The organism is Gordonia sp. CPCC 206044 (assembly GCF_048537895.1).
Lineage (GTDB): Bacteria > Actinomycetota > Actinomycetes > Mycobacteriales > Mycobacteriaceae > Gordonia.
This window is the reverse complement of sequence record NZ_JBCLVL010000012.1, coordinates 153,486-178,083: the sequence shown is the minus strand read 5'-3', so window position 1 is coordinate 178,083 and position 24,598 is coordinate 153,486. Positions and strand designations below refer to the sequence as shown.

Here is a 24,598-nt window from a genome sequence, read left to right as displayed (position 1 = left end):
GCAGCGCGCCAAATCTTCCGAATCCTCGAGCACCCACCCGCTTGACCGAACATAGGAGCGTCCCACCCAACGGACCGCTAACCGACGACAGTGGCCGCCTGTCGGGCGATGGCGAGTTCTTCGTTCGTGGGCACCACCAGGACGTCGACCGTGGCGTCATCGGCCGAGATACGTCGAGCTTCCTTGCTGCGCACCGCATTCCGCTCTGCGTCGACCACGATGCCATAGTGCTCCAGGCCCGCCAGCGCATCGGCGCGCACCGACGCCGCATTCTCCCCCACCCCGGCGGTGAACGTGATCGCGTCCACCGGGCCGAGTTCGATCATGTACGCACCGATGTACCGTCGCAGCCGGTGGATGTAGACCTCGTAGGCCTTGCGTGCCCCGCTGTCTCCGGCCGCCATCTTCTCGGTGATCGATCGGAAGTCGTTCTCGCCGCAGAGCCCCTTGAGTCCCGACCATTTGTTCAGCAGCGTGTCGATCTGGTCCACACCGAGTTGCGCAACCCGGTTGAGGTGCAACAGGACTCCCGGATCGATGTCGCCACTCCTGGTCCCCATCACCAGTCCTTCCAGGGGCGTCATCCCCATCGAGGTGTCGATGGGGCGCCCGCCGGAGATCGCCGATGCGGAGGCTCCGTTTCCGAGGTGCAGGACGATCTGGTTCACCTCGCCGATGGGACGTCCGAGAAAATCGGCCACCCGACCGGACACGTACTCGTGGCTGGTGCCGTGAAACCCGTAGCGGCGCACCCCATAGTGCTCGGCTACCTCTCGGTCGATGGCGTAGGTCGCCGCGGCATCGGGCAGTCCGTGGAAGAAGGCGGTGTCGAAGACCGCCACCGACGGGACCTGCGGGAGTTGCGACCGGGCCGCCTCGATGCCGATGAGGTTCGCGGGATTGTGCAGCGGTGCGAGGTCGGAGATCCGGCCCACTTCTTCCACCACGTCATCGGTGATGAGCGTGGGGCGATGGAAGATCTGACCGCCGTGGACGACCCGATGCCCCACGGCGAGCAGACCTGCGGTGGCCAGGGCCGTTCCGCATTCCGCGAAGAGGTCCTGCGCAACCGAGATGGCGGTGCGGTGATCGGGCAGTTCCGCGTCCTGCGTGATGGTCTCCCCACCCTGGTGGTGGGTGATCGACGACTGCATCTCGCCGATCCGTTCGGCGATGCCGTCGGCGATCACGATCTCGGTATCGGGATTGATCAGTTGATATTTCAGCGAGGACGAGCCTGCGTTGAGCACCAGCACGGCACCGGTCGCGGAGGTCACGGTCATCAGCTCGCCTCCGTGGCAACCGACATCTGCGCCTGGATGGCGGTGATCGCGACCGTGTTCACGATGTCGGAGACCAGCGCACCGCGGGAGAGATCGTTGATGGGTTTGTTGAGGCCCTGCAGAACCGGACCGATGGCGATCGCATTGGCGCTGCGCTGCACGGCCTTGTAGGTGTTGTTGCCGGTGTTGAGGTCCGGGAAGATCAGCACCGTCGCCCGACCGGCGACCGGCGATTCCGGCATCTTGGTGGCCGCGACGCTGGGTTCGACCGCGGCGTCGTATTGAATCGGACCTTCCACCAACAGCTCCGGGGATCGTTTCCGCACCAGTTCGGTGGCCACGCGCACCTTGTCGACGTCGGCACCGCTGCCCGACTGTCCGGTCGAATACGAGAGCATCGCCACCCGGGCGTCGATACCGAATTGCGCTGCGGTACTCGCCGACGAGATCGCGATGTCGGCCAGTTGCTCCGCCGTGGGATCGGGCACCACCGCACAGTCCCCGTAGGTCAGCACCTTGTCCGACAGACACATGAAGAACACGCTCGACACGGTGGAGACACCGGGTTGGGTCTTGATGATCTCGAACGACGGGCGGATCGTGTGCGCGGTGGTGTGCACCGCACCCGACACCATCCCGTCGGCCTTGCCGGTGTGCACCATCATGGTGCCGAAGTACGAGACGTCGCGCATGACCTCTTGGGCCCGTTCGTGATTCATGCCCTTGTGTTTACGCAACTCGGTGTAGACGGAGGCGAACTCATCGAGATACGCCGACGATGCGGGGTCGATGACGTCGACCTCGTCGAGGATCACGTCGAGTTCGGCGGCGCGTGTGCGCACTGCGTCGACGTTGCCGAGGAGGGTCAGTCGCGCCACACCTCGGCGCAGCAATCGGCCCGCCGCGCGCAGGATGCGGTCCTCCTCACCTTCCGGCAACACGATGTGACGGACCTGGGCGCGCGCTCGTGCCAGCAGGTTGTACTCGAACATCTGCGGGGTGACCACCGGCGGTGTCCGGACGTCGAGCACCTTGAGCAGTGCGGCCGCATCGACGTGCTCTTCCATCAGCGCAAGGGCGGCATCGATCTTGCGCGCCGATCCGACCGCGACCCGGCCCCGTGTATGGGCCGCGGTTCGCGCGGTCTCGTAGGTGCCCTGCTCACAGCAGAGGATCGGCAGCGTCGGTTTGAGCCCGTGGACGAGCGCCTCGATCATCGGGTGCGGTTTGAGACCACCGTTGAGGATCAGCCCCGACAGCCGCGGAAAACCTTGCGCGGTATTGGCATTGACGAGTGAGAGCAGCACGTCGGAACGATCGGCGGGCGTTATCACGACGGTGCCGTCGGTCAGTCGTTCCAGGATGTGTTCGACCGTCATGCCGCCGACCATCACCTTGAGGGCCTCGCGGTCGAGCAATTCCTCGTCGCCGCTGTACATCTGGCCACCCAGGGCGTCACGGAGCTCGGCCATGGTGGGCGCGAACAGGATCGGTTCCTCGGGCAGGCACCACGTGGGGATGCCGGTCTTGCGCAACTCCTTGCCGACCGCCACCAACTGTTGCGGATCGCAGCGATTGGCGATGAGCGCCGCCGTGGTGGCGTGCGCCGCGGAGATCTCGCTGAGTGCGAGTTCCGCGAGGCCACGCACTTCCGCGGGTGTGCGGTCGGCGGCCTTGAGCGCGAGGAGGATCGGCGACGACAGATTGGCCGCGATGCGGGCGTTGTAGCTCAGTTCGGACGGACTGCCGACGTCGGTGTAATCGGATCCGATCACCAGCACCGAATCGCAACGGGCTTCGACCGCGTGGAACCGCGCGACGATCTCTGCGATGGCCCCTTCCGGATCGGCATGCACCTGCTCGTAGGTGACACCGATGCTGTCCTCATACGGGATGTCGACCGAATCGTGTTCGACGAGGAGATCGAGGATGTAATCGCGTTCGCCTGCGGCCGCACGGGAGATCGGGCGGAAGACACCGACCCTGCCGCCGGTCGCCGACAACAGGGCCAGCATGCCCAGAGCGACCGTCGATTTCCCGGTGTCCCCCTCTGCAGAGGCGATGTAGATGCTGCTCGACGTCACAGTGTCTGCACCCATGGAGCCCACCCTATCGGCCGCGGGTGTGGCTCATCGGTCAACGACGTCAGGAATCACACCAGAACGCCGGGGTTGCAGATCCCCGCCGGATCGAACACCTGCTTCACCGCCCGCAACGCGTCGAGTGCCAGATCACCGATCTCCTGGTGATAGGTGGCTCGGTGGTCGCGGCCGACAGCGTGATGGTGGGTGATTGCCGCACCTGCCGTCCGGATCGCCGCGTTGGCCGCGGACTTGGCCGTCCACCACTGCGCGATCGGATCATCGGTTTCCGGGCACACGACCGTGAAGTAGAGCGACGCACCTGTTGGATAGACGTGACTGATGTGGCACATGACCAGCGGCGGTGTGCCCTGTGCCGTCAGCGCCTCGGTGACCGCGTCGGTCACCGAGGCCTTGAGCTCGGCGATGTGCGACCAATAGGTGACGGTCTCCAGGGTCTCGACCAACACTCCCGCGTCGAGCAGTGGATCACGCAGGTAGGGACCGCGGAATCGGCCGGTCCGCCACGCCTCGCCCGGTCCGCTGCCCGCGCATGTGCCGCCGAGGCGTTCGAGGACGGCACTCACCCTTGTGCGTCGCGACTCGACGTCCTCGGCGGTGCCCTCGTATCCCACCACGGCCAGACAGCCGCCGGGGTCGACGCCGATGGCCCCGGGATCGGACAGGTTGATCGACGTCTCCACGTCGTCGGAGAGTCGGACCACCGTGGGCAGCGGCCCGTCTTGTGCCAGCGTGCGCAACGCCGTGGCACCGGCCGCGAAATCGGTGAAATGCCATCCTTCGAAGACCCGATGCGACGGTGCCGGATGGATGCGGACGGTGACCTCGGTGATGATCCCGAACACACCTTCGGAGCCGAGGATCAGTTGCCGCAGATCAGGACCCGCCGCCGAGGCAGGTGCCGTACCGACCTCGAAGGTGCCCCGCGGTGTGGCCAGCACGAGGTGTTCGACCATGTCGTCGAAGCGTCCGTAGCCGGCCGACGACTGGCCGGCCGACCGGGTGGCCGCGTAGCCGCCGATGCCGGCCCCCTCGTAGGACTGCGGAAAGTGACCGAGTGTGAATCCCTTGGCGCGCAACAACTCCTCTGCGCGAACGCCTCGAAGACCGGCCTGCAGCGTTGCGGTGCGGGAGATCTCGTCGACGGACACCAGCTCGTCGAGGCGTCGGAGATCGACGGTCACCGCTCCGGTGAATCCTGCGCGGTCCGGGGTCAGCCCGCCCACCACCGAGGTCCCGCCGGTGAACGGCACCACCGCGACACGCTGCTCGGCACAGATCTCCAGGATGCGCACGACCTCATCGTGTGATCCCGGTTGGACGACCAGGTCCGGCGCGTCGGTGGCGTCCCCGGCGCGCAAGGCGAGGATGTCCGGAGTCGAGTAGCCCCGTGTGTGGGCGATGCGCGCAGATCGATCGTCGGTCACGTGCGCGGCGCCGAGCACCTCACTCAGGGAGGCACGTACGGCGGCGGGTACCTGCGGTCGAGCGAGCTCGATGTCGTCGGCGGCGATCGCGCGATGGGCACCGCCGTCGTCGGTACCGACCAGCGCCGCAGCTGCGGCCGGGAGGTGCCCGGGAGTGCCCGGGTTACCCCACCGAGGTCGTTGCATCTCGACGAGCGGGAGCACCGTCTCGTCCGGACCGTCGTTCGCGGCACTCTCCGACTGCTCCGTCACGGACACCCTCCTCGAACGGCGTTACACATTGAGCGTAACTGTCACGCGGGCGCGACGGGTGTATCGGGTCAGCCGACGATGGCGCGCACCACCAGGTCGGCGACCTCCTCGTCGGAGAGCGCGGTGTCGGGGATCAGCATCAACGAATAGATGGTGCGGACCAGGAACTCCGCGGCACCCCGCGGATTCGGGGTCAGCTGCTCGGCGACGTCCGGCTCGAGATCCGGCAACGTCTGTTCGACGATCTGATGGATCAGCGTGGGTCCCGGGGCGTCGGTCGTGGACACCAGCGCTCGGACGATCTCTTCCGGCTCGTTGCGCAGGACGTACTGCAGCGCCTCGTGTTCTCTGATGTACGGCAGGACGTTGAGCACCTGCGCACGGATCTTGCCGACCGGGTCGGGCGCGGTCTGCGACCATTCGCGCAGTTTGATCCGCAGCGTGGCGACCTCACGCTCGACGATGGCCGCGACGAGCGCCTCGCGACCACCGAACATCCGGTAGGCCGTGGCACGGGCGACTCCGGCCTGGCGCGCAACCGAGGTCAGGCTCAGCGCCTTGGCGCCGAAACGCGAGACGAGAGCGACCCCCACATCCACCATGCGGTCACGATCCATGGCATCAAGGTAGTCGAATCCGCACCCTCGCCCGGTCAGCGCGTGGGCGTCGTGGTGGTGGTCGTGGTCGGCGGTCCGGACGAAGGCGGTTGCGACTGCGAACGCGTCGGCGTGCTGGTCGCCGGCCGGTCGGGCGTGGACGGCGTGCGCGTCGATGTCCGGGTGTCCTGCGACGACGTCGAGTGTGTCCGGCTCTGCGTCGGGGAGGGCACCGCCGAGTACGTCGGGAACGGCACCCACAACACGGCTCGCCGCGTCACCTCCCGACCGACCGCACTCCGGCAGTCGAGAGCGTATGCCTGACGGCCGGCCAGCGCGGACATCGCTGTGAGAATCCCACGCTGTCGGGGTCCGAGGGACACGGAGTCGACCGGAGGTCGCGTTCCCGGGCGGCCGAGCGTGCAGACCACCGGGACGGGCCCGCTTGCCGTGTTGCGGAGGTCGACGGAGACGGTGTTGCCGGACACCGTGAATCGACAGTCCGGCGTCGGGCCGGTCCCGGTGAACGTGCCGCACGGGGTCGACACGTATCGGGGCGCAGCCGACGTCGGCGACGGATCGACCGTCAGCATGGTGATCCCGCTGCCTGCCGCCACCACCGCTGTGGCACCGACGACCATGGTGAGCTTGCGCATCCGCACACTCCTCGCCGACGCATGCACAGCACGGCAGACGTTCTCGTCGAAGGACCGACCCTGGTGCTCAGCCTAACGAGTCGGCGCCGACACGGAAACCGCTGCGTCGGCCGCGGACCGGGCGCGGCGAGGCACCAACCCGCGCCCCACGGCCACGCCGGCGAGGCACAGCACACCACCGACGATCCGGAGCACCGTCGGAACCTCGTCGAGAAGCAGCCACGACATCACGATCACGATGGCCGGCACGACGAGCGTGGTGGCGGCCATCGCGCCCGCATCGGTCCGGGCGAGTGCGTACGCCCACGTGGAGAACGCGATCGCGGTGGGCCCGACACCGAGGTAGATCACCGCCGCGACCTGACCGGCATCGACCGCCGACAGCTCGTCGAATGCCCTGGGCGCGAAGGGAATCGTCGCGACGAGCCCGGCGAAGGCGCCGAGCCAGGTGGCGCTGAGCGCGTCGACGTCGCGGAGCGCGACCTTCTGCAACAACACACCGCCGGCGTAGAGCACCGCGGAGATCCCACCGAGGGCGATACCGAGCCAGTCCGCATGTGCACCGCCGCCACCGAGGGTGATGACGACGACGCCCGTGAACGAGATCGCGATGCCCACCGCCAGAACCCGCGAGAAGCCCTCTCCGAGAAAGAGTCCGGCGAAAACGGCGACCAGGATGGGGGCAATGTTGACGAGCAGCGACGAGGTACCCGCATCCAGGTGTTGCTCGGCCCAGTTGAGCACCACGCTGTAGGCACCGAACCATGCGATCCCGTAGGCGATCACCAACGCGAGCGCGCGTCCACGTGGCACTCGGACGAAGGCCGTCGCCGACCCGGAGGTGCGTCGCGAGACCACGACGATGACGGTCAACGCGGCGACACCGAACAACAGCCGTAGAAATGCCATCGCACCCGGCGAGAACACCGGACCGAGCGCACGGATCGCGACGAACGCCGACGCCCAGAGAACGACCGTGACACCGGCGGCGATCGAGGGCAGGGCGGCGGGGTGTCCGGAGCGCATCAGCATGCGCCCAGGATCACCGCCCGGCAGCAGTTAGCACAAGCGACTATTTGTTGACCATAGTTAAGTGTCACTGTAATTTTGTTGCCATGATCGATCCCCACCGCCTGCGGGTGTTCCGCGCGGTCGTCGCGGAGGGATCGATCGGTGGTGCGGCCCGCTCCCTGGGTTACACCTCGTCGGCGGTCAGTCAGCACATCGCAGCGCTCCAACGTGAGACCGGCCTGACGCTCGTCGAGCGGGACGGTCGCGGCGTGACGCCCACCGCCGCCGGGCGAATCGTCGCCGAGGAATCGGCAGCAGTCTTCGATCAGCTGGCCCGGATCGACGGCATCGTGCACGATCTCCGACACGGCCGCGCAGGCCGATTGTCGGTGAGCTACTTCGCCTCGGCGAGCACCACCTGGATCCCCCCGATCGTCGCCACCATCACCGGCGAGTTCCCCTCGGTCCGACTGGATCTGCGCCTGGTCGAATTGGCCGACGACGCGCACCCGGAACCCGACATCGAGGTCTACGTGGACGGCGCGGCCACCTCCGATCTGGCGGACTACGATTGCGAACACTTGATCACCGAGCCGTATATCGCTGTGGTGCATGCCGATTCCCCGCTGGCCCGCCGCGAGGAGGTGCCGCTCGAGGAATTGTCGAGCCGAAGCTGGGTGGACAACGACCTGGCCCGCGGCCCGTGCAGACAACGACTCCTCGATGCCTGTGCGGCCGTCGGGTTCAGCCCGGATTTCACCGTGCAGACCCAGGACTACCCCACCGCGATCCGGTTTGTTGCGGCAGGAGTCGGACTCACCGTGGTGCCCGAACTCGCACTCGTCGGGCTACCCGACGGTGTCGTCGGCGTGCGCATCGTCGATCCGACTCCGACACGTGCGATCTGGGTACGACGGCACGGTCGGGTGCGGGAAAGTCATGCCGCCGACCGGGTTCTCGAACTCCTGCGAACGGCCGTCTCGGCAGGGCTCTCGAACTCGGCAGGGTGATCTCGATACGGCGACTCGTCGCTCTGGGGACCTCCTCGATCAGCGGGTCTGACCCACCGCCGGCGCGGTAGGCGACGCCGTCGAACAGCGACGCCCCGAAACCCTCACAAGAGAGGGCTCGGGGCGTCGGTCAAGCGACTGCGGTCAGACCGAGAGTTTGCGCAGCCGCGGTTCGAGATCGCGCTGGAAGTTCTCCAGGAAGCGGCGCTGGTCGTGTCCGGGTGCGTGGAACACCAGGTGGTTCAGGCCGCAGTCGGTGTAGAACTTCACCTTCTCGACGGCCTCGTCCGGGTCGGAGGCGACGATCCACCGCTTGGCGACCTGCTCGATCGGCAGTTCGTCGGCCAGCCGCTCCATCTCGGTCGAGCTGTTGACGCTGTGCTTCTGCTCCGCGGTCAGCGACAGCGGCGCCCAGAACCGCGTGTTCTCCAGCGCCAGTTCGGGATCCGGATCGTAGGAGATCTTGATCTCGATCATCCGATCGATCGAGGAGAAGTCACGCTCGGCCTTCTGCGCACCCTCCTTGACCGCCGGGATCAACTTTTCCTGGTACAGGTCGGCGCCCTTGCCCGAGGTGCAGATGAATCCGTCGCCGGCACGTCCTGCGTACCGGGCAACGACCGGGCCGCCGGCGGCCACGTACACCGGGATCGGCTGCTCGGGCACGTCGTACATGTAGGCGCCCTGAGTCTTGTAGTACTCGCCGTCGAAGTTGACCTCGGCGCCCGTCCACAGTTCACGCATCAACGCGATCGACTCACGCAACCGCGCGAAGCGCTCCTTGAATTCCGGCCACTCGCCCTGGAATCCGGTGGCGTACTCGTTGAGCGCCTCACCGGTGCCGACACCGAGCATGATGCGCCCGGGGTACATGCACCCCATCGAGGCGAATGCCTGCGCGATCACGGCCGGGTTGTAGCGGAACGTCGGCGTCATCACCGACGTGCCGATCTGCACCCGCTTGGTGCGCTCACCCACGGCCGCCATCCAGGCCAGCGAGAACGGGGCATGTCCGCCGTTGTGTCGCCAAGGCTGGAAATGGTCGCTCACCGCGACCGAGTCCATGCCGTGTTCCTCGGCCGCCACCGCGATCTCCACCAGTTCACGCGGATCGAACTGCTCCGCCGACGCCTTGAATCCGAGTCTGAGTTCTGCCACGTGCCTACCTCGCTCCTGTCGGCCGCCGCTGTCGCGCGCGCGGGGGTCACCGATCGATCACTCTGTGACCAACGTACTCAAGTGCGGTGTGGGCGCGGTCACCGAGTGCTCGTCGGCGTCGCCTCGTGATCAGCGAGACTCGCCGAAGGCCTCGTCGAACGTGGCCAGCGTGCGCAGCGTGACCGCCATGTCACGCTCGGAGATCGTCGGAAAATCCGCACGAGCCTGCGCGAACATCTCGTCTCCGCGTCGCACCATCTCGGTCCCGGCCTCAGTGAGGGCTATCTCGTTGTCCCGCCGGGAGTGCGCCGCCGCGGAGACCGTGATCAGACCGGCCGACACTCCGTTGTCGACCTGGCGGCTGACCGTGGACTTCGTCAATCCGAGACGGTCGGCGATCATTTGTTGATTCAGCCGGTTCGGGAAAGCGTCGATTGTCGAGAGCACCAGGAACTGCGCGAGCGAGATGCCGAGCCCCTGTCGGAACAGCGCCTCACCGCTGCGGTCCATGAGGGTACCGACGCGGCGTAGCAGGAACCAGAAGCGGGCGAAATCGTCGGGCAGGTCCGGGAGGTCATCTGCGCGTGCCACGTGATCACGCTAGCAAGGGTTTGACCCTCAACCGTTCAACAGGTATCAGTTGAAGTACCAACTGTTGCAGAACGAACTATCAAGGAGGGATCGATGCGCGTTCTTGTGGTGCTGGATCACCCGTACACCCTGGCGTCGGCGGACAACGTCGAGCACCGACGCAGTTTCTCCGCCGCGGTCGCGTCCGCCGCGATCCGTGGCGCTCGGTCGGCCGGGCACGAGGTCGACGTCATCGACCTGGCAGCCGACGGTTTCAATCCGGCGATGACCGCGGCAGACTTGCGGGCCTGGCGGCTGCAAGAGGTCGTGGACCCGCTCGTGGCCGACTACCAGCGGCGCGTCCTCGCCGCTGAGCACCTGGCATTCGTGTTTCCGGTCTGGTGGGAGGCGATGCCTGCGGCAACGAAGGGCTTCCTGGACCGGGTGCTCACCAAAGGGATTGCCTACGAAGAGATCCCGAAGGCTCGGGGCAACCCGTTCCGTAATCTGATGACACAGCTGCGGGGCGTTTCGGTACAGACCGTGATGACGACACCGCACCAGGCGTACCGATGGTGGTTCGGCGATCCGGTCACCAAGATCATGTTCCGCGGGACATTCGGCAAGATCGGCGTCACAAATCTTCGGTGGCACAACTACGCCAACGTGACCGCAGCTTCGGACGCGAAACGGGCTGCGTTGGTGCGAGAGACCGAACAGCGTTTTGCGAGCCTCCGCTGACCGACCGCCATCGCTGTGTGACGTCTCGTCCGCACCGTGCGCCGGGCGGTCAGTCCGTCGCACGCCGGGCAGCGCCGAAGCGGTCGGCCGATGCGGCGAGGAAGTCGTCGAGACGCTCGCGCAGGCCCACCATCCCCGGCTCGGTACCGTCCGGGGCCGGCATGTAGGTGACGAAGCCCTCCATCTCGCCCGGATACCCGAAGTCGGCGTACAGCTTGTCGAGCACCTGCAACGGCTCGTCATCGAAGTCGGCCGGGTGTTCGGTCACCCACGCGACCGTGAGATACACCCAGATCGCCGCATCATCGGGGTTCAGCTGCGTGACCAGTTCGGGGACCCGGTCGAGCTCGTCGGACAGCAGCAGCGACAACTGCTCGACCGCGAGCATCGGTTCCGAGTCCGCCGCCACGCCGGACAGTGCCAGCGCCACGACACCTTCTGCGCTGATCCATTGATGGAGGTGGCCGTAGCCGAGCTCGGCCGGGGTCAGCACCACCCTCTCCGCGATGAAGCCCGCGGGGATCTCGAAGGTGACGAGTTTGTCGGTCATGGCTTGTTGGGAATCCCGTTGATGGATCCGCCACGGACGAAGAACTGATGCGAGACCCGCCCGTTGGGTTCGATGATCCACTCGAATCGTCCGGGAACGCCGTTCAACTCGCCGGGTGTCTGCACGAGGGTCCGTTCCACCCCGTCGTTTCCGGTGATGTCGAAGACCTTTCCCTTGGTGCCGATCTCGTCGACGACCAGGTCGGGGGCTCGATGATTGGTGTCCTTCTTGAGTCCCGAGCCCGACCGCTGAGCGTCCCGGATGATGTCCTCCGCCTCTTGCGGGGTCCGCTTGCTCGGCCGCGGGGCCTTCGCGGCCTCGGGCGCTTTCGGTGCAGGCTGGGGTGCCGTCGGTCCGGCCTCCGGCGCCTTGGGGGCGGGCTCGGGTGCCTTGGGAGCCGGCTCGGGTGCCTTGGGTGCCGGCTCGGGTGCCTTGGGCGCAGGCGCCTTCGGGGCGGGCATCGGCGGCCGCATGGGGAACGGGAACCCACCACCCCGCAGTGACGGCCCCAGATGCCATGGACACGCGACGTCGCAACTATGGCCCTCGTTGTCGACGATGCCGTCCTGGTCTTCGTCCCCACCATTGATCTCCGGACCGTTGTTCAGGGGAACGGCCGGCGCAGTGTCGCGCGGGGGACGGACGGGACCCTGCGGTTGCATGCGGTCGTTGTCACCGGGGCGACTGTGCCCTCGTCCGCGTGAATCGTTGTTACGGGTCTGCGGCGCCTTCGTGTTCGGGGAGAATTTGTTGGGCCCGCGGTTCTGGGCCGGGCCGGTCGGACGGGACGGCGCCGTGTTGCGGGTCTTGTCGTCGCGATCGTCTCCCGACGACCCGCGTTTGGTCCCGTTCGGGGCCTTGGTGTTCGGCGAGAACTTGTGCGGGCCGCGATCGGGTTTCGGTGCCGACGACCGCGGGCGTGACGGAGCTGGTCTCGTGCCGCCGGGCGACGTGTTGCCCGGCGTACTCGACGGACCGCTGTTGCGACCGGGGGCCGGCTGCGCCGGACGGGGCTTCATCTTGTTGATCTGCCCGCCACCACGATTTCCCGGTGTCGCCTTGTTCGGACCGGTGGTCCCGGACGAATGCCCGCCGCCCATGCCCTTCGTCGATGCGGCCAACGAGTCGGCGAGTGGCAGTGCCCCGACCAGAAGCACTGCCAGCACGGTGATGACAGCGCGGACCAGCCACGTGGTGACTCTGGAAAACGCCATGGGATTGCCCGCCTTTGTTCGCCGAATGCGTGATCGTGACTCTATGGCGTCGCACCCGCGGATCACGATGCCGCACTCGGCAATTCCCTCGGACGAACGACACCGGGAACATCTCCGGGTCTCAGCGCATCGTCGGGAAACGACACGTCGCTGGACTTCAAGTGAACTTGAGGTTCTAACCTGTCGCCATGAGCATGGAATCGGTGGCCTGGGACACCATGTACAAGACGATGACCGCACCGGACGGCCGCGCGCTGCGTGGGGAACGGCGCGCGACACTACGACGCATCGCGGGATTCGCGAAGCCGCATCGACGCCGGATCGCGCTGTTCCTCACCCTGTCGGTGGTGACGGCGCTGTTGACGGTCGTGACACCACTGCTCGCCGGGCGGGTGGTCAATCTGATCACCGGTGCCGATCCCGACGCGGGTGCAGCGATCGTCGGGTTGGCCCTGCTCATCGCAGCGATCGCCGTCATAGAGGCGGCCGCAGCCGTCCTGACGCGCTGGTTCTCCGCGAACATCGGCGAGGGACTGATCCTCGACCTGCGCCGGGCCGTCTTCGACCACGTGCAGAAGATGCCGGTCGCCTTCTTCACCCGCACCCGCACCGGTGCACTGGTGAGTCGCCTCAACAACGACGTCATCGGGGCGCAGCGAGCATTCAGCGACACCTTGTCCGGTGTGGTGTCCAACGCCGTGACGCTCGTGTTGACCCTCGGCGTGATGATCGCAATCAGCTGGCAGATCACCCTGCTGGCGCTCGTCTTGCTGCCGGTGTTCGTGGTCCCGGCCCGGCGTATGGGCCGCCGGATGGCCGCCCTGTCGCGGGAGGCGGCCGAGCACAACGCCCGGATGTCGACGCAGATGACCGAACGGTTCTCGGCGCCGGGCGCCACCCTCGTCAAGCTGTTCGGCCGCCCCGACATCGAGTCGGCCGAGTTCGCCGACCGCGCAGATCGTGTGCGCGACATCGGTGTTCGCCGGGCGATGGTGCAGACGTGGTTCATGACCGCACTCACGCTCGTGTCGGCGCTCGCGCTCGCGCTTGTCTACGGACTCGGCGGTTGGCTGGCCGTCGCGGGCCACCTGTCCGCGGGCGCGGTGGTGTCACTCGCCCTGCTGCTGACCCGGATGTACGCGCCGCTCACCGCACTCGCCAACGCGCGCGTCGAGATCATGAGCGCCCTGGTCAGTTTCGAGCGGGTCTTCGAAGTACTCGACCTCGAGCCGCTCATCGCCGACAAGGCCGATGCGCGTTCGGTACCCGCGGGCCCGGTGTCGATCCGTTTCGACGACGTCTCCTTCGCCTATCCGGCGGCGGACAAGGTGTCGTTGGCGTCGCTGGAAGAGGTTGCGCAACTGGACAGCCGCGGCGGGACCATGGTCTTGCACAACGTCGATCTCGACGTGCCCGCGGGGACGATGACCGCACTGGTCGGCAGCTCCGGCGCGGGCAAGTCGACGATCGCCAACCTCGCCACCCGTCTCTACGACGTGGACGCCGGGTCGATCACGGTGAACGGCACCGATCTTCGCGACCTCCAGAGCAGCTCGATCCACCGCACTGTCGGGCTGGTCACCCAGGACGGACACCTGTTCCATGACACGGTGCGAGCAAACCTGGTCCTGGCCGACCCGACGGTGACCGAGTCACAGATCTGGGATGCGTTGCGGCGCGCACGCCTCGACGAGTTGGTGGCCACGTTGCCGGACGGTCTCGACACCGTCGTCGGCGAGCGCGGCTATCGACTGTCCGGTGGTGAACGCCAACGACTGACCATCGCCCGACTCCTCCTGGCCCAACCGTCGGTCGTGATCCTCGACGAGGCCACCGCCCATCTGGATTCGACCTCGGAAGCCGCTGTACAGGAGGCCCTTTCGGAGGCACTGGAGGGTCGTACGTCGATCGTCATCGCCCACCGGCTCTCGACCATCCGCGCCGCAGACGAGATAGCGGTGCTCGAACAGGGCCGGGTCGTGGAACGTGGCGATCACGCAACCCTGTTGGCGCGCAACGGTCGCTACGCCGAGCTCTACCGCACCCAGTTCGCCGACGGAGGTGTCGACAGCGCCGACTGCGAGCTCACCGCGTGACCATCGTCGCCGCGATCACCTCGTCGGCCACCCAGCGCGCGACACCTTCTCGAAGACTCGACAGCATCAGCACGATGTGTGAGAAACCTGCGTCGAGAGCCGCCGCGACGTCAGCTCTGGTCTGCGCAGGGTCGTCGACGGCAGCCGGAATGGCCATCGAGCGGACGATGGTGCCCGGGTCACGGCCGATCGCCGCGCAGAGGTCGTCGAGTTCCGCGCTTCGACGGATCGCGACGTCGAGGTCGTCGCCGGGGGTGTTCCACACGTCGGCGTGCTCGGCGACCACGCGTAGCGTCGGGGTCGACCGCCCGCCGATGATGATCGGCGGATGCGGGCGCTGCACCGGTTTCGGCGTGCCGACGGCCCCGACGAGTTGATGGTGGACGCCGTCGAAATCGAAGGGTTCATTCTCGGTCCACAGTCGCCTGATGATGCTGCAGGCCTCGGCGAGGCTTCCGACCGCATCGGTCATGTCCCGATACGGCAGGCCGTGCGCCTCGTACTCGCGACGCGCGAAGGGCACGCTGGGACGCGATCCTGCCCCGATGCCGAAATCGAGCCGGCCACCGGAGACGATGTCGACCGTGGTGGCGATCTTGGCGAGCATCGCCGGCGGCCGAAACCTGTTGCTGGTCACCATGAGTCCGAGGCGAAGACGACTGGTCTGCGCGGCCAGGGCGGCGAGCAGTGTCCAGCCTTCCAGGATCGGCCCGTCCATCGGTCCGGCAATCGGCAGAAGGTGATCGAACAACCAGGCGTGCTCGATCTCCTCGATCGCGTCGGCCTCCTTCCAGACCCGCAGGACGTCGTCGTAGTCCGTCTGCATGGGTGCGGTCATGATCCCGAAACTGGGTTGGTCGGGGTGTGTCATGGGCGTGAATCCTTCGGTCAAGGCCATGTGTCGACGCACTGTCTGGCATCATAATCAAGCGGAACGTTGCTCCACTTACGATACGGAGCGCTGTTCCGGTTAGCAAGGGGCGAGCGAGGGAGAACAACGATGCCACCGGCGAAACGCGCCGACGCCCGACGCAACGAGCAGCTATTGCTCGAGGCGGCCGCCCGGGTGTTCGTCAGATCCGGGGTCGACGCCCCGGTCCGCGACGTCGCGGCCGAGGCGGGCGTCGGCATGGGGACCATCTACCGCCACTTCCCCACCCGCGCCGACCTGATCATCGCGGTCTACCGCCATCAGGTCGAGGCCTGCGCCGAGGCGGGCCCCGCCTTGTCGGCGAGCAGCGCGTCTCCCTATCGGGCTCTTGCCGATTGGGTGGATCAGTTCGTCGACTTCCTGGTCACCAAACACGGCCTGGCCGCCGCGATGCGGTCGGACCACACACGCTTCGAGACACTGCATGACTACTTCCTGGATCGCCTGGTGCCGGTCTGCGCCGACCTGCTCGACGCCGCCGTCGCCGCAGGTGAGGTGAACCGCGACGTACACCCGGTCGAGTTGATGAGGGCGATCGGGAACCTGTGTGTGGGGGCCGGCGAGGACCCGCGGTACGACGAACGTCGCATGGTCGGCGTGTTGATCGCCGGCTTGCAGTATCCGACGACGGGCCAGAATCCGTGAGCGAGAAACGATCTGCGCAGTCCGACGCACTCCTACGCCGGCGCTTCGCCGCGGCCCGCGTCGCCCGCTTGGCGACCGCCGGGGCGGACGGCACACCGCATCTCGTCCCGGTGGTGTTCGCCGTCGCCGACGACGTCGTCTATTCGTGCGTCGACCACAAGCCCAAGCGCACCAACAGGTTACGCAGACTCGCCAACATCGCGGACAATCCGAGAGTGTCGCTCCTGGCCGACCACTACGCCGACGATTGGGATGAGTTGTGGTGGGTTCGGGTCGACGGGCACGCGCAGGTCATCACCGCCGATACACCCGAGGGAAGCCGGGGCATCGACGTACTCGCCGAGAAGTACCCCCAATATCGCGAGCGCCGGCCCACGGGATCGGTGATCGCGGTACGAGAGTTGTCGTGGCACGGATGGTCGGCGAGCTAGCACCGCCCTGGCAACCCCGCTCCAGCGGCGGCGCTCGCGGCGCGGTCGACGAGACGTGACCCGTTGACGGTCAGGGCCGGTCGTCGTCGGGTGCGTCCGACCGCGGCGGCGGGGTGAGCTTGCGCTTGCGGAACTGCAAGAAGATCAACGCGATGTTGACCGCGACGATCGCGATGCCGATGACCACCCACACCCAACGGCCCTCGCGCCACCAGTTCACCGTCAGCAGGGCCACACACACCATCAAGACCACGGACCCGACGATCGTCATGCCGCGGGAGAAGCTCTGCGCCCCGCGCTGGAAATCGTTGTTGAACATCGTCAAGGGTCTCGTCACCTCAGGTCTGGATCGTGATCACGACGGCTATCGCCACCGCCACGACCACTATCGCAATGATCAGGAACACCACGTGCGACGGCCCCGGCATCTGCCCGCCCTGCTGCAGTGCCCGCATCGTCTTACGCCACCGCCAGGCACCGATCAGCGCGATCGCACAGCCCAGCGCGACCATCATGAGACCCAGCGCCGTCTCGACGATCGGATGGGCGATGTCGCCTGCCACGTAGACCACCGCGACACCGGCCGCCAGGAATCCCAACGAGGTGCGCACCCAGGCGAGCACGGTCCGTTCGGCAGCCAACGTGAAGCGGGCATCGATGGCGCCCGGCACCACCGGCGGGGTGTCCGTGTCGTCGGAGCCCGACCCCAGCTCAGCCGGCTCGTTTGTCCTTTCGCTTGTCAGCGTTCTTCGCCTCTCGAATGGCCTCGGCAGTGAAGTCGGCGATCAACTCGATCGCTCGCACGGTCTCCGGATGACGCGTGGTCAGCACCGGGAACGCGTGCACCTGCCAAGCGTAACTGTGCACCGCAGCGTTCACCTCGAAGCCGTCGAGGATCTCGACGAGTTCGATGGCATCGGCCTCGAGCATCTCACCCTCTGCGGTGACGATCACCGTGGGCGGGAAGTCCTCGTCGGCCACCTCGACGATTCGCCGCACCCCGGTGAACGGGACCGGACCACGGTCGAACTTCGTCTCCAACTCGGCCATCTTCTTCTGCGGGATGTAGGCGTCCGAGCGGCTCGATCGGTCGGGGTTGAGCCCGACGTCGAGGTCGAGCAGCGGCGAGATGCCGACGAATGCCGTGGGCCGCGGCAGTCCCGCGAGCGCCGCGGCTTCGATGACCTTGCCCGCCAGGAACCCGCCGGCCGAGTCGCCCGCGACCACCACGCGGCGATAGCCCCGCTCGGTCAGCAGTTCGCGGTAGGCCGCGACCGCATCGGCGACCGAGGTCCCCACGCCCGCGGACGGCAACTGCCGGTACTCCAACGAGAACACCGGGAGCTCGCAGGACCGGGCCAATCGACTGGCGATCGAGCGGTGCGACCCGAGACCACACACCACGAACGCCCCACCATGCAGGTAGAGGATCGCGGTCTCCGGGTCGCGGCGCGACGGGCCGGACGGCATGATCAATTCCACCCGCCGATCGGCCAACATCATCGGTTCGCGAACAACGCCCTTCGGCTTGGGGCCCACCGCAATGGCGCGGTCGATGAGGAACAGTCCGGCCATCCCGGGCCGGTTCAACGGCCACAGCGACAGGGTCGGACGCAGCACGGTTCGGGTGCCGAGCCACATCGGATACGACAGGAGACTCGGTTTGCGGTGCTGCACGATCGGCATAGTCGGTGTCCTCGTCATCTGATGACCTTCATCGCATGACACGGGGCACTCGACGGGTCGGTCACCTGGCGGAGGAGGGGGCACTCCCGTCGAGGTCCTTCAGTCCGCAAACTACACCGACCGAAACGATCGTCTGCGACCATCCGCGGGGTTTCGCGCGCAAACTCACCGGGTCTGGGCTGCGAGACCCACGCCACGCACTGTTCACCCATGTCACAGGCTTGTGACTCCGACATCCGATATATTCTCCGATTCGTGCCGAAACGATGGTGGTGACACGTGGATATCCCGTCTCAATTCCTGCTGTCATCGCAGGCCAGCGCCGCACGCACGCTGTGCGACGTCCTCGACGACGCAGCGACGCGATTCCCGGACGCGCCTGCGATCGACGATGGTGACCTCGCTCTCACCTATGCGCAGCTGCTCGCCCTGGTCCGACGGGGCGCCGAACGTCTCGGTGCCGCAGGTGTGACCCGCGGCGGGCGTGTCGGCATCCGCATGCCGTCGGGCAGCCGTGACCTGTACGTCGCGATCCTGGCCACCCTCTATGCCGGTGCCGCCTACGTCCCCGTGGACGCCGACGATCCGGACGAACGCGCCGAACTCGTCTTCGGCGAGGCCAAGGTGGATGTCGTCATCGGCGCCGCGGGAATCGCGGGGCTGCCCGCCCGCGACACCGACGGGCTGCTCGCCGAACCGGGTGACAGCCGCCCAGCCCTCGACGACGACGCCTGGATCATCTTCACGTCCGGCTCGACCGGGACGCCCAAGGGCGTGGCGGTCACCCATCGCAACGCGGCCGCCTTCGTCGACGCGGAAGCGCGGATGTTCCTGCTCGACGATCCGCTCGGCCCCGGCGATCGCGTGCTGGCCGGATTGTCGGTGGCCTTCGACGCCTCGTGCGAAGAGATGTGGTTGGCGTGGCGCCACGGCGCCTGTCTGGTGCCCGCACCGCGATCGCTGGTGCGCTCGGGGATGGATCTCGGCCCGTGGCTCGTGCAGCGCGACATCACCGTCGTCTCGACGGTGCCGACGCTGGCGTCGCTGTGGCCTGCCGAGGCACTCGAGGCCGTGCGCCTGCTGATCTTCGGCGGCGAGGCCTGTCCGCCGGAGCTGGCCGAACGGCTCGCCGTCGAGGGTCGCGAGGTGTGGAACACCTACGGCCCCACCGAGGCCACCGTCGTCGCCTGCGCGGCACCGCTCGACGGCCAGGGCCCGGTGCGCATCGGATTACCGCTGCCCGGCTGGGATCTCGCCGTCGTCGATGCCGAGGGACAACCGGTGGCCGAGGGCGCGGTCGGCGAACTGGTGATCGGCGGAGTGGGTCTGGCGCGCTATCTCGACCCGGCCAAGGACGCCGAGAAGTACGCTCCGATGCCGACGCTGGGCTGGGATCGGGCCTACCGTTCGGGCGACCTCGTGCGCCTCGACCCCGCCGGGCTGTTGTTCCAGGGCCGTGCCGACGACCAGGTCAAGGTGGGCGGCCGACGCATCGAACTCGGTGAGATCGACAATGCGCTGCAGAACCTGCCGGGCGTCAGCGGCGCGGCCGTCGCGGTACGCAAATCCGCCGCGGGCAACACGCTGCTCGTCGGATACCTGGTGTCGTCGAATCCGGATTTCGATGTGGCCGCGGCACATGCGACGTTGGCGACACAACTGCCCGCCCCGATGGTGCCCCGACTGGCGGTCATCGACGAGTTGCCCACCCGGACCTCCGGCAAGGTCGATCGCAACGCGCTGCCGTGGCCGTTGCCAGGGGCCAACCCCGCCGACGACGACAACGACGACCTGTCCGACACCGAGGCATGGATCGCGCAGTGCTGGACCGATGTGCTCGGTATCCCGGTGTCGAGCCCGGACGCCGACTTCTTCGCCGAGGGCGGCGGTTCGCTCGCGGCCGCTCAACTGGTGACGGCCTTGCGCTCGCGGTATCCGGAGATCACCGTCGCCGAGCTCTACGACCATCCCCGTCTGGGCTCTCTCGCCGAGATGCTCGACGGATTGACCCCGTCGATCGTGGTGACGCCGCGCGAGGTGACGCCCACGCCGCGGCGCACCGGGATCGCGCAGATCGCGTTGTCGGTGCCGCTGACGACCCTCACCGGCCTGCAGTGGGCGACCTGGCTGGGCGTGGCGAACAACATCGCCATCGAGATCGTCGAGCGTACCGACCGCAACGTCCCGTGGCTCGTCGGCGTGAACTGGTGGGTCCTGCTGGTGGCCTTCCTGCTGTTCATCACACCGGTCGGCCGCATGGTCATCGCCGCCACCGGGGCCCGTCTGCTGCTGGCCGGGGTGCGACCCGGCCGCTATCCGCGCGGCGGGGGAACGCATCTGCGGCTGTGGGTGGCCGAGAGGCTGCTCGACGCCAGCGGTGCCGCCAATCTGTCCGGAGCGCCCTGGATGATCTATCTCGCCCGCGCGCTGGGCGCGAAGATCGGGCGCGGGGTGGACCTGCACACCATTCCGCCGGTGACCGGACTGCTCACCATCGGCGAAGGCGCGTCGGTGGAACCCGAGGTGGATCTGGCCGGCTGGTGGATCGACGGCGACGTCCTGCACATCGGTGAGATCGTCATCAAACGCGGCGCGTCGATCGGCGCCCGCTCGACACTGTTCCCCGGTGCGATCATCGGCCGGGACGCCGAGGTGGCGCCCGGTTCGGCGGTCCTCGGACGGGTCAAGGCGCGTCAGCAGTGGGCCGGTTCGCCCGCGGTGAAGGTCGGTAAGGCCGATCACCCGTGGCCGGACCATCGTCCGCCACGCGGCACCCAGTGGGTCCCGATCTACGGTCTGTCGTCGCTGCTGCTCGCCGCGATCCCGTTGATCGCGCTGGCATCGGGGCTCGCGGTGATGGGGTCGTGGGCCATCCACACGGACCGGCTGCGCCAGGTCGGTATCCGTTGCCTCATCCTGCTTCCGGTCGCGACGCTGACGAGCCTCCTGGTGTTCGCGGTGATCACCGGGGTGTTGGTGCGGTTGTTGTCCATCGGGCTCACCAAGGGCTATCACCCGGTCCGTTCCCGCGTCGGATGGCAGGTCTGGATGACCGAACGGTTGCTCGACGCCGCCCGCACGTACCTGTTCCCGCTGTATGCGAGTCTGTTGACGCCGTGGTGGTTCCGCATCCTCGGCGTCAAGGTCGGTGCCGGGACCGAGATCTCCACCGCGCTCGTACTGCCGAAGTTCACCAGCATCGGCGACGGGGCGTTCCTCGCCGACGACACGATGGTCGCGTCCTACGAACTCGGCGGCGGCTGGTTGCACATCGACGAGGCGAAGGTCGGCAAGCGGTCGTTCCTCGGCAACTCGGGGATGACCGGCCCCGGCCGCAAGGTCCCGAAGAACAGCCTCGTCGCCGTGTTGTCGGCGACGCCGGATCGCGCGAAGTCGGGGTCGAGTTGGCTCGGCAGCCCGCCGGTCCGACTGCGGCGCACCGCATCCGAATCCGACACGTCTCGTACGTTCGATCCGCCGATGCGTCTCAAGGTCGCGAGGTCGGTCGTCGAGACCCTCCGCATCATCCCGGTGATGGTGTCGTTCGGTCTCGGTCTGTTCATGCTCCTCGGTCTGCAGTACATCGCCTTGCACGCAGGGTTCTGGGCTGCGGCTCTGGTCAGTGGGCTACTGCTGTTGGTGGCGGGGGCCGCGGCCTGTTGCATCGCGGCCGCGGCGAAGTGGCTCGTCGTCGGACGGATCGAGGTCTCCGAGCATCCGCTGTGGAGCTCGTTCGTCTGGCGCAACGAACTGTCCGACGCGTTCGTGGAAACCGTTGCGGCGCCCTGGTTCGCCAACGCGGCCACCGGCACCCCGATCCTCACCCTGTGGCTGCGGATGCTGGGCGCGCGTATCGGCCGCGGTGTCTGGTGCGAGACGTACTGGCTGCCCGAGGCGGATCTGGTCACCCTCGGCGACGGCGCGACCGTGCAACGAGGCTGTGTGGTCCAGACCCACCTGTTCCACGATCGGGTCATGGCCATCGACCGGGTGACGCTGGAGAAGGGGTCGACGCTGGGGCCCCACTGTGTGGCTCTTCCGGCCGCCGGTCTGGGTGAGAGTGCGACAGTCGGGCCTGCGTCGCTGGTCATGCGCGGCGACGTGGTGCCCGCGCACACCCGATGGCAGGGCAACCCGATCGCACCGTGGTCGCGGTAGGTCCGCGGACCGCGACAGCCGGTGGTGGATCACAGAGCACTGCGACCCACGAACACGACGGGGAGCTTCCTCTCACCTGGGCGGTCACCCACGTGAACGAAAGCTCCCCGTCGTGGAGTCGCTCAGATCAGTCGAGCGCGCGACCACGCCGCCGGAAGACGTAGTGATCGGCTGCGGCGCTACCGGCCTGCGCGAAACCGACGGCCAACAGACCCGCGATGAGCGCCAGCGGCAGCTCGTACCCACCGTCGGTGTTCCAGAAGCCCTGATCCCAATGCGCGTAGGCGATCGCACCGATCATGTCGGCGATCAGCAGAACCGAGACCAGCGGCAGCAGCAGCCCGAGGATCAGCAGGATGCCGCCGATGAACTCGACCCAGGTCGCGTACTGGGCGGCCAGGTCCGGCGCGGGGATCCCCATCGCGTCGAACCCCTTCTCCACGTTGGAGATTCCGTTGGTGTGCAGCTTCTGCCACCCGTGCATGATGAAGATGTAGCCCAGGATCAACCGCGCCAAGAAGAACGTCAGACTCCGAAGACCGAACATGGTTCCCTTTCCTCCGACCCATGAATAAACCGGACCGCGGTCCGCTTGCCGTGTCCTAGCTTCTCACAGCGCGGCCGACAGGTGCACCCCGAGTCCGGCAGGTAACCTAAGTGTCCGCGACGGCGCACCACTGACGTGGGATATACGCGCCGCAATAGACGGGAGAGTCAGTGCCGGGAAAGTCGGGCCGGAGTCCACGGCAACCTGTTCTGGGCGCCCCTGACGACGGCATCGATCCCTATCTGCCGGAGAACGGCAACCTCGGCTACCGCATCTCGCGGTACGACCTCGAACTCGAGTACAAGGTGTCCCCCAACCGGCTGGCCGGAGTGGCGGTCCTGACGGCGACGTCATTCGTCCACCTGCAGCGGTTCACCCTCGATCTGGCCTCCACGATGTCGGTCTCGCGCGTCACGGTGAACGACAAGCGAGCCCGCTACAGCCATCGCAACAAGAAGCTCACGGTCACCCCCGACAGCCCCATCCCCCCAGGTGGGGCGATGACCATCGTGGTGCGTTACGCCGGATCGCCGCGCCCGATCCGAGGCGCCTGGGGTGAAGTCGGCTGGGAGGAGTTGTCCGAGGGCGCCCTGTGCGCGAACCAGCCCAACGGTGCGGCGTCGTGGTTCCCCTGCGACGACCACCCCAGCGCCAAGGCGCCGTACCGGATCGCGATCACCACCGACAGTCCGTACTACGCACTGGCCAACGGCGTACTCGAATCCAAGCGCACCCGTGCCGCGCAGACCACCTGGGTCTACCAGCAGGTGGAGCCCATGCCCACCTACCTGGCATCGGTACAGATCGGCCCGTACAAGAAGAAGACGTTGGCCACCAAGCCTTTTCCCGTCGAGGCCATCGTGCCGCAGCGGTTGATGGGCAACCTCGAGGTCGACTTCGGCCGGCAGCTGGAGATGATCGAGGTCTTCGTCGAGATGTTCGGGCCGTACCCGTTTCCCACCTACACCGTGGTGGTCACCGACGACGTGCTCGACATCCCGGTCGAAGCGCAGAGTTTCTCCACCTTCGGGGCGAATCACTGCGACGGCACCCGAAGCGCCGAACGGCTCGTCGCGCACGAGCTGGCGCACCAGTGGTTCGGCAATTCGGTGACGCTGGCGCGCTGGCGTGACATCTGGTTGCACGAGGGCTTCGCCTGCTACTCCGAATGGCTGTGGAGTCAGCGCTCGGGTGGACGCAGCGCGGCCGAATGGGCACGGCACTACTACGACAAGCTCGCCGCCCATCCGGTTCGGGCCGTGCTGGCCGATCCGGGGCCGCGGCGGATGTTCGACGACTGGGTCTACAAACGCGGTGCCCTCACGCTGCACGCGTTGCGGCTGACGATCGGCGACGGCAACTTCTTCGCCCTGCTGCACCGCTGGACCGACAAGTACCGCTACGGCACGGCGAGCACCGAGGACTTCATCGCCCTCGCCGCCAACTTCTCCACGACGTCACTCGGTCCGCTGTGGGAGGAGTGGTTGTTCACCGCGAAGCTGCCACCGTTCCCCGGACCGTCCTGAGCCCTGCG

General features: G+C 67.2%; 22 protein-coding genes. 8 read left to right on the top strand and 14 right to left on the bottom strand.

The window, feature by feature from the left end; genetic code table 11:
- Positions 1 to 77 precede the first annotated feature (77 nt).
- The 4 genes from AAFP35_RS19255 to AAFP35_RS19240 form a co-directional block, all read right to left on the bottom strand.
- Positions 78 to 1,283 carry an acetate kinase gene (locus AAFP35_RS19255; RefSeq protein ID WP_419223239.1) on the bottom strand — a complete coding sequence of 402 codons (1,206 nt, stop codon included), beginning with the start codon at positions 1,281 to 1,283 and terminating at the stop codon, positions 78 to 80.
- Positions 1,283 to 3,382, bottom strand: coding sequence for a phosphate acetyltransferase (gene pta / locus AAFP35_RS19250; RefSeq protein WP_419223238.1), 2,100 nt, complete (start codon positions 3,380 to 3,382; stop codon positions 1,283 to 1,285). Before pta ends, AAFP35_RS19255 begins: the two co-directional genes overlap by 1 nt.
- A gap of 53 nt (positions 3,383 to 3,435) precedes the next feature.
- Positions 3,436 to 4,998: an FAD-binding oxidoreductase gene (locus AAFP35_RS19245; RefSeq protein WP_419223248.1), complete on the bottom strand. Its 1,563-nt coding sequence runs from the start codon at positions 4,996 to 4,998 to the stop codon at positions 3,436 to 3,438.
- 134 nt (positions 4,999 to 5,132) lie between these two features.
- Positions 5,133 to 5,681, bottom strand: a complete 549-nt coding sequence (locus AAFP35_RS19240; protein ID WP_419223247.1) for a TetR/AcrR family transcriptional regulator — start codon at positions 5,679 to 5,681, stop codon at positions 5,133 to 5,135.
- Positions 5,682 to 6,137: 456 nt separating this feature from the next.
- On the opposite strand from AAFP35_RS19240, the gene AAFP35_RS19235 reads away from it, so the two are divergent.
- A complete protein-coding gene (locus AAFP35_RS19235) occupies positions 6,138 to 6,392 on the top strand; it encodes a hypothetical protein (RefSeq protein WP_419223237.1) in 255 nt (84 codons plus the stop codon).
- On the opposite strand, the gene AAFP35_RS19230 is transcribed toward AAFP35_RS19235, so the two are convergent.
- Positions 6,389 to 7,348, bottom strand: a complete 960-nt coding sequence (locus AAFP35_RS19230) for a DMT family transporter (protein WP_419223236.1) — start codon at positions 7,346 to 7,348, stop codon at positions 6,389 to 6,391. The genes AAFP35_RS19235 and AAFP35_RS19230 overlap by 4 nt on opposite strands.
- Before the next feature lie 83 nt (positions 7,349 to 7,431).
- On the opposite strand from AAFP35_RS19230, the gene AAFP35_RS19225 reads away from it, so the two are divergent.
- Complete coding sequence (locus AAFP35_RS19225; protein WP_419223235.1) at positions 7,432 to 8,337, top strand: LysR family transcriptional regulator; 906 nt, start codon at positions 7,432 to 7,434, stop codon at positions 8,335 to 8,337.
- 144 nt (positions 8,338 to 8,481) lie between these two features.
- Here AAFP35_RS19225 and fgd read toward each other — a convergent pair whose 3' ends face one another.
- Positions 8,482 to 9,495 (bottom strand): glucose-6-phosphate dehydrogenase (coenzyme-F420), encoded by a 1,014-nt coding sequence (gene fgd, locus AAFP35_RS19220; protein ID WP_419223234.1) that lies wholly within the window; start codon positions 9,493 to 9,495, stop codon positions 8,482 to 8,484.
- A 129-nt stretch (positions 9,496 to 9,624) separates the two neighbouring features.
- Positions 9,625 to 10,086, bottom strand: coding sequence for a MarR family winged helix-turn-helix transcriptional regulator (locus AAFP35_RS19215; protein WP_419223233.1), 462 nt, complete (start codon positions 10,084 to 10,086; stop codon positions 9,625 to 9,627).
- A gap of 93 nt (positions 10,087 to 10,179) precedes the next feature.
- On the opposite strand from AAFP35_RS19215, the gene AAFP35_RS19210 reads away from it, so the two are divergent.
- Complete coding sequence (locus tag AAFP35_RS19210) at positions 10,180 to 10,806, top strand: NAD(P)H-dependent oxidoreductase (protein WP_419223232.1); 627 nt, start codon at positions 10,180 to 10,182, stop codon at positions 10,804 to 10,806.
- A 49-nt stretch (positions 10,807 to 10,855) separates the two neighbouring features.
- Here the strand turns inward: AAFP35_RS19210 and AAFP35_RS19205 are convergent, their stop codons facing one another.
- Together AAFP35_RS19205 and AAFP35_RS19200 are read right to left on the bottom strand one after the other, a co-directional pair.
- The gene (locus AAFP35_RS19205; protein ID WP_419223231.1) at positions 10,856 to 11,356 is read right to left on the bottom strand and encodes a DUF2247 family protein; all 501 of its coding nucleotides are present in this window, start codon (positions 11,354 to 11,356) and stop codon (positions 10,856 to 10,858) included.
- Positions 11,353 to 12,570: a hypothetical protein gene (locus AAFP35_RS19200; protein WP_419223230.1), complete on the bottom strand. Its 1,218-nt coding sequence runs from the start codon at positions 12,568 to 12,570 to the stop codon at positions 11,353 to 11,355. Before AAFP35_RS19200 ends, AAFP35_RS19205 begins: the two co-directional genes overlap by 4 nt.
- Before the next feature lie 188 nt (positions 12,571 to 12,758).
- Here AAFP35_RS19200 and AAFP35_RS19195 point away from each other — a divergent pair, with 188 nt between their 5' ends.
- Complete coding sequence (locus AAFP35_RS19195) at positions 12,759 to 14,666, top strand: ABC transporter ATP-binding protein (RefSeq protein WP_419223229.1); 1,908 nt, start codon at positions 12,759 to 12,761, stop codon at positions 14,664 to 14,666.
- Here the strand turns inward: AAFP35_RS19195 and AAFP35_RS19190 are convergent.
- Positions 14,656 to 15,537: an LLM class flavin-dependent oxidoreductase gene (locus AAFP35_RS19190; RefSeq protein ID WP_419223228.1), complete on the bottom strand. Its 882-nt coding sequence runs from the start codon at positions 15,535 to 15,537 to the stop codon at positions 14,656 to 14,658. The genes AAFP35_RS19195 and AAFP35_RS19190 overlap by 11 nt on opposite strands.
- 129 nt (positions 15,538 to 15,666) lie before the next feature.
- On the opposite strand from AAFP35_RS19190, the gene AAFP35_RS19185 reads away from it, so the two are divergent.
- Together AAFP35_RS19185 and AAFP35_RS19180 are read left to right on the top strand one after the other, a co-directional pair.
- Positions 15,667 to 16,242, top strand: coding sequence for a TetR/AcrR family transcriptional regulator (locus AAFP35_RS19185; protein ID WP_419223227.1), 576 nt, complete (start codon positions 15,667 to 15,669; stop codon positions 16,240 to 16,242).
- On the top strand, positions 16,239 to 16,673 hold the full coding sequence (locus AAFP35_RS19180) for a TIGR03668 family PPOX class F420-dependent oxidoreductase (protein ID WP_419223226.1): 435 nt from the start codon (positions 16,239 to 16,241) through the stop codon (positions 16,671 to 16,673). Before AAFP35_RS19185 ends, AAFP35_RS19180 begins: the two co-directional genes overlap by 4 nt.
- A gap of 70 nt (positions 16,674 to 16,743) precedes the next feature.
- Here AAFP35_RS19180 and AAFP35_RS19175 read toward each other — a convergent pair whose 3' ends face one another.
- From AAFP35_RS19175 to AAFP35_RS19165, 3 genes are read right to left on the bottom strand one after another with little or no spacing between them, the layout of a single operon-like run.
- Positions 16,744 to 17,010, bottom strand: coding sequence for a hypothetical protein (locus AAFP35_RS19175; protein ID WP_419223225.1), 267 nt, complete (start codon positions 17,008 to 17,010; stop codon positions 16,744 to 16,746).
- Position 17,011: 1 nt separating this feature from the next.
- Positions 17,012 to 17,344 (bottom strand): YidH family protein, encoded by a 333-nt coding sequence (locus AAFP35_RS19170; protein WP_419223224.1) that lies wholly within the window; start codon positions 17,342 to 17,344, stop codon positions 17,012 to 17,014.
- 40 nt (positions 17,345 to 17,384) lie between these two features.
- On the bottom strand, positions 17,385 to 18,359 hold the full coding sequence (locus AAFP35_RS19165; RefSeq protein ID WP_419223223.1) for an alpha/beta hydrolase: 975 nt from the start codon (positions 18,357 to 18,359) through the stop codon (positions 17,385 to 17,387).
- Between the two features lie 279 nt (positions 18,360 to 18,638).
- Here AAFP35_RS19165 and AAFP35_RS19160 point away from each other — a divergent pair, with 279 nt between their 5' ends.
- Positions 18,639 to 22,517 (top strand): Pls/PosA family non-ribosomal peptide synthetase, encoded by a 3,879-nt coding sequence (locus tag AAFP35_RS19160; RefSeq protein ID WP_419223222.1) that lies wholly within the window; start codon positions 18,639 to 18,641, stop codon positions 22,515 to 22,517.
- Positions 22,518 to 22,644: 127 nt separating this feature from the next.
- Here AAFP35_RS19160 and AAFP35_RS19155 read toward each other — a convergent pair whose 3' ends face one another.
- Positions 22,645 to 23,064 (bottom strand): DoxX family protein, encoded by a 420-nt coding sequence (locus AAFP35_RS19155; protein ID WP_419223221.1) that lies wholly within the window; start codon positions 23,062 to 23,064, stop codon positions 22,645 to 22,647.
- Between the two features lie 170 nt (positions 23,065 to 23,234).
- Here AAFP35_RS19155 and AAFP35_RS19150 point away from each other — a divergent pair, with 170 nt between their 5' ends.
- On the top strand, positions 23,235 to 24,590 hold the full coding sequence (locus AAFP35_RS19150; protein WP_419223220.1) for a M1 family metallopeptidase: 1,356 nt from the start codon (positions 23,235 to 23,237) through the stop codon (positions 24,588 to 24,590).
- The last annotated feature ends 8 nt before the right edge of the window (positions 24,591 to 24,598 follow it).

Bases quoted from the DNA above. Each gene is read 5' to 3' on its own strand.
- AAFP35_RS19255 (WP_419223239.1), bottom strand. From the start codon at position 1,283: ATGACCGTGACCTCCGCGACCGGTGCCGTGCTGGTGCTCAACGCAGGC.
- pta (WP_419223238.1), bottom strand. From the start codon at position 3,382: ATGGGTGCAGACACTGTGACGTCGAGCAGCATCTACATCGCCTCTGCA.
- AAFP35_RS19245 (WP_419223248.1), bottom strand. From the start codon at position 4,998: ATGCAACGACCTCGGTGGGGTAACCCGGGCACTCCCGGGCACCTCCCG.
- AAFP35_RS19240 (WP_419223247.1), bottom strand. From the start codon at position 5,681: ATGGATCGTGACCGCATGGTGGATGTGGGGGTCGCTCTCGTCTCGCGT.
- AAFP35_RS19230 (WP_419223236.1), bottom strand. From the start codon at position 7,348: ATGCTGATGCGCTCCGGACACCCCGCCGCCCTGCCCTCGATCGCCGCC.
- AAFP35_RS19225 (WP_419223235.1), top strand. From the start codon at position 7,432: ATGATCGATCCCCACCGCCTGCGGGTGTTCCGCGCGGTCGTCGCGGAG.
- AAFP35_RS19210 (WP_419223232.1), top strand. From the start codon at position 10,180: ATGCGCGTTCTTGTGGTGCTGGATCACCCGTACACCCTGGCGTCGGCG.
- AAFP35_RS19205 (WP_419223231.1), bottom strand. From the start codon at position 11,356: ATGACCGACAAACTCGTCACCTTCGAGATCCCCGCGGGCTTCATCGCG.
- AAFP35_RS19200 (WP_419223230.1), bottom strand. From the start codon at position 12,570: ATGGCGTTTTCCAGAGTCACCACGTGGCTGGTCCGCGCTGTCATCACC.
- AAFP35_RS19195 (WP_419223229.1), top strand. From the start codon at position 12,759: ATGAGCATGGAATCGGTGGCCTGGGACACCATGTACAAGACGATGACC.
- AAFP35_RS19190 (WP_419223228.1), bottom strand. From the start codon at position 15,537: ATGACACACCCCGACCAACCCAGTTTCGGGATCATGACCGCACCCATG.
- AAFP35_RS19185 (WP_419223227.1), top strand. From the start codon at position 15,667: ATGCCACCGGCGAAACGCGCCGACGCCCGACGCAACGAGCAGCTATTG.
- AAFP35_RS19165 (WP_419223223.1), bottom strand. From the start codon at position 18,359: ATGCCGATCGTGCAGCACCGCAAACCGAGTCTCCTGTCGTATCCGATG.
- AAFP35_RS19155 (WP_419223221.1), bottom strand. From the start codon at position 23,064: ATGTTCGGTCTTCGGAGTCTGACGTTCTTCTTGGCGCGGTTGATCCTG.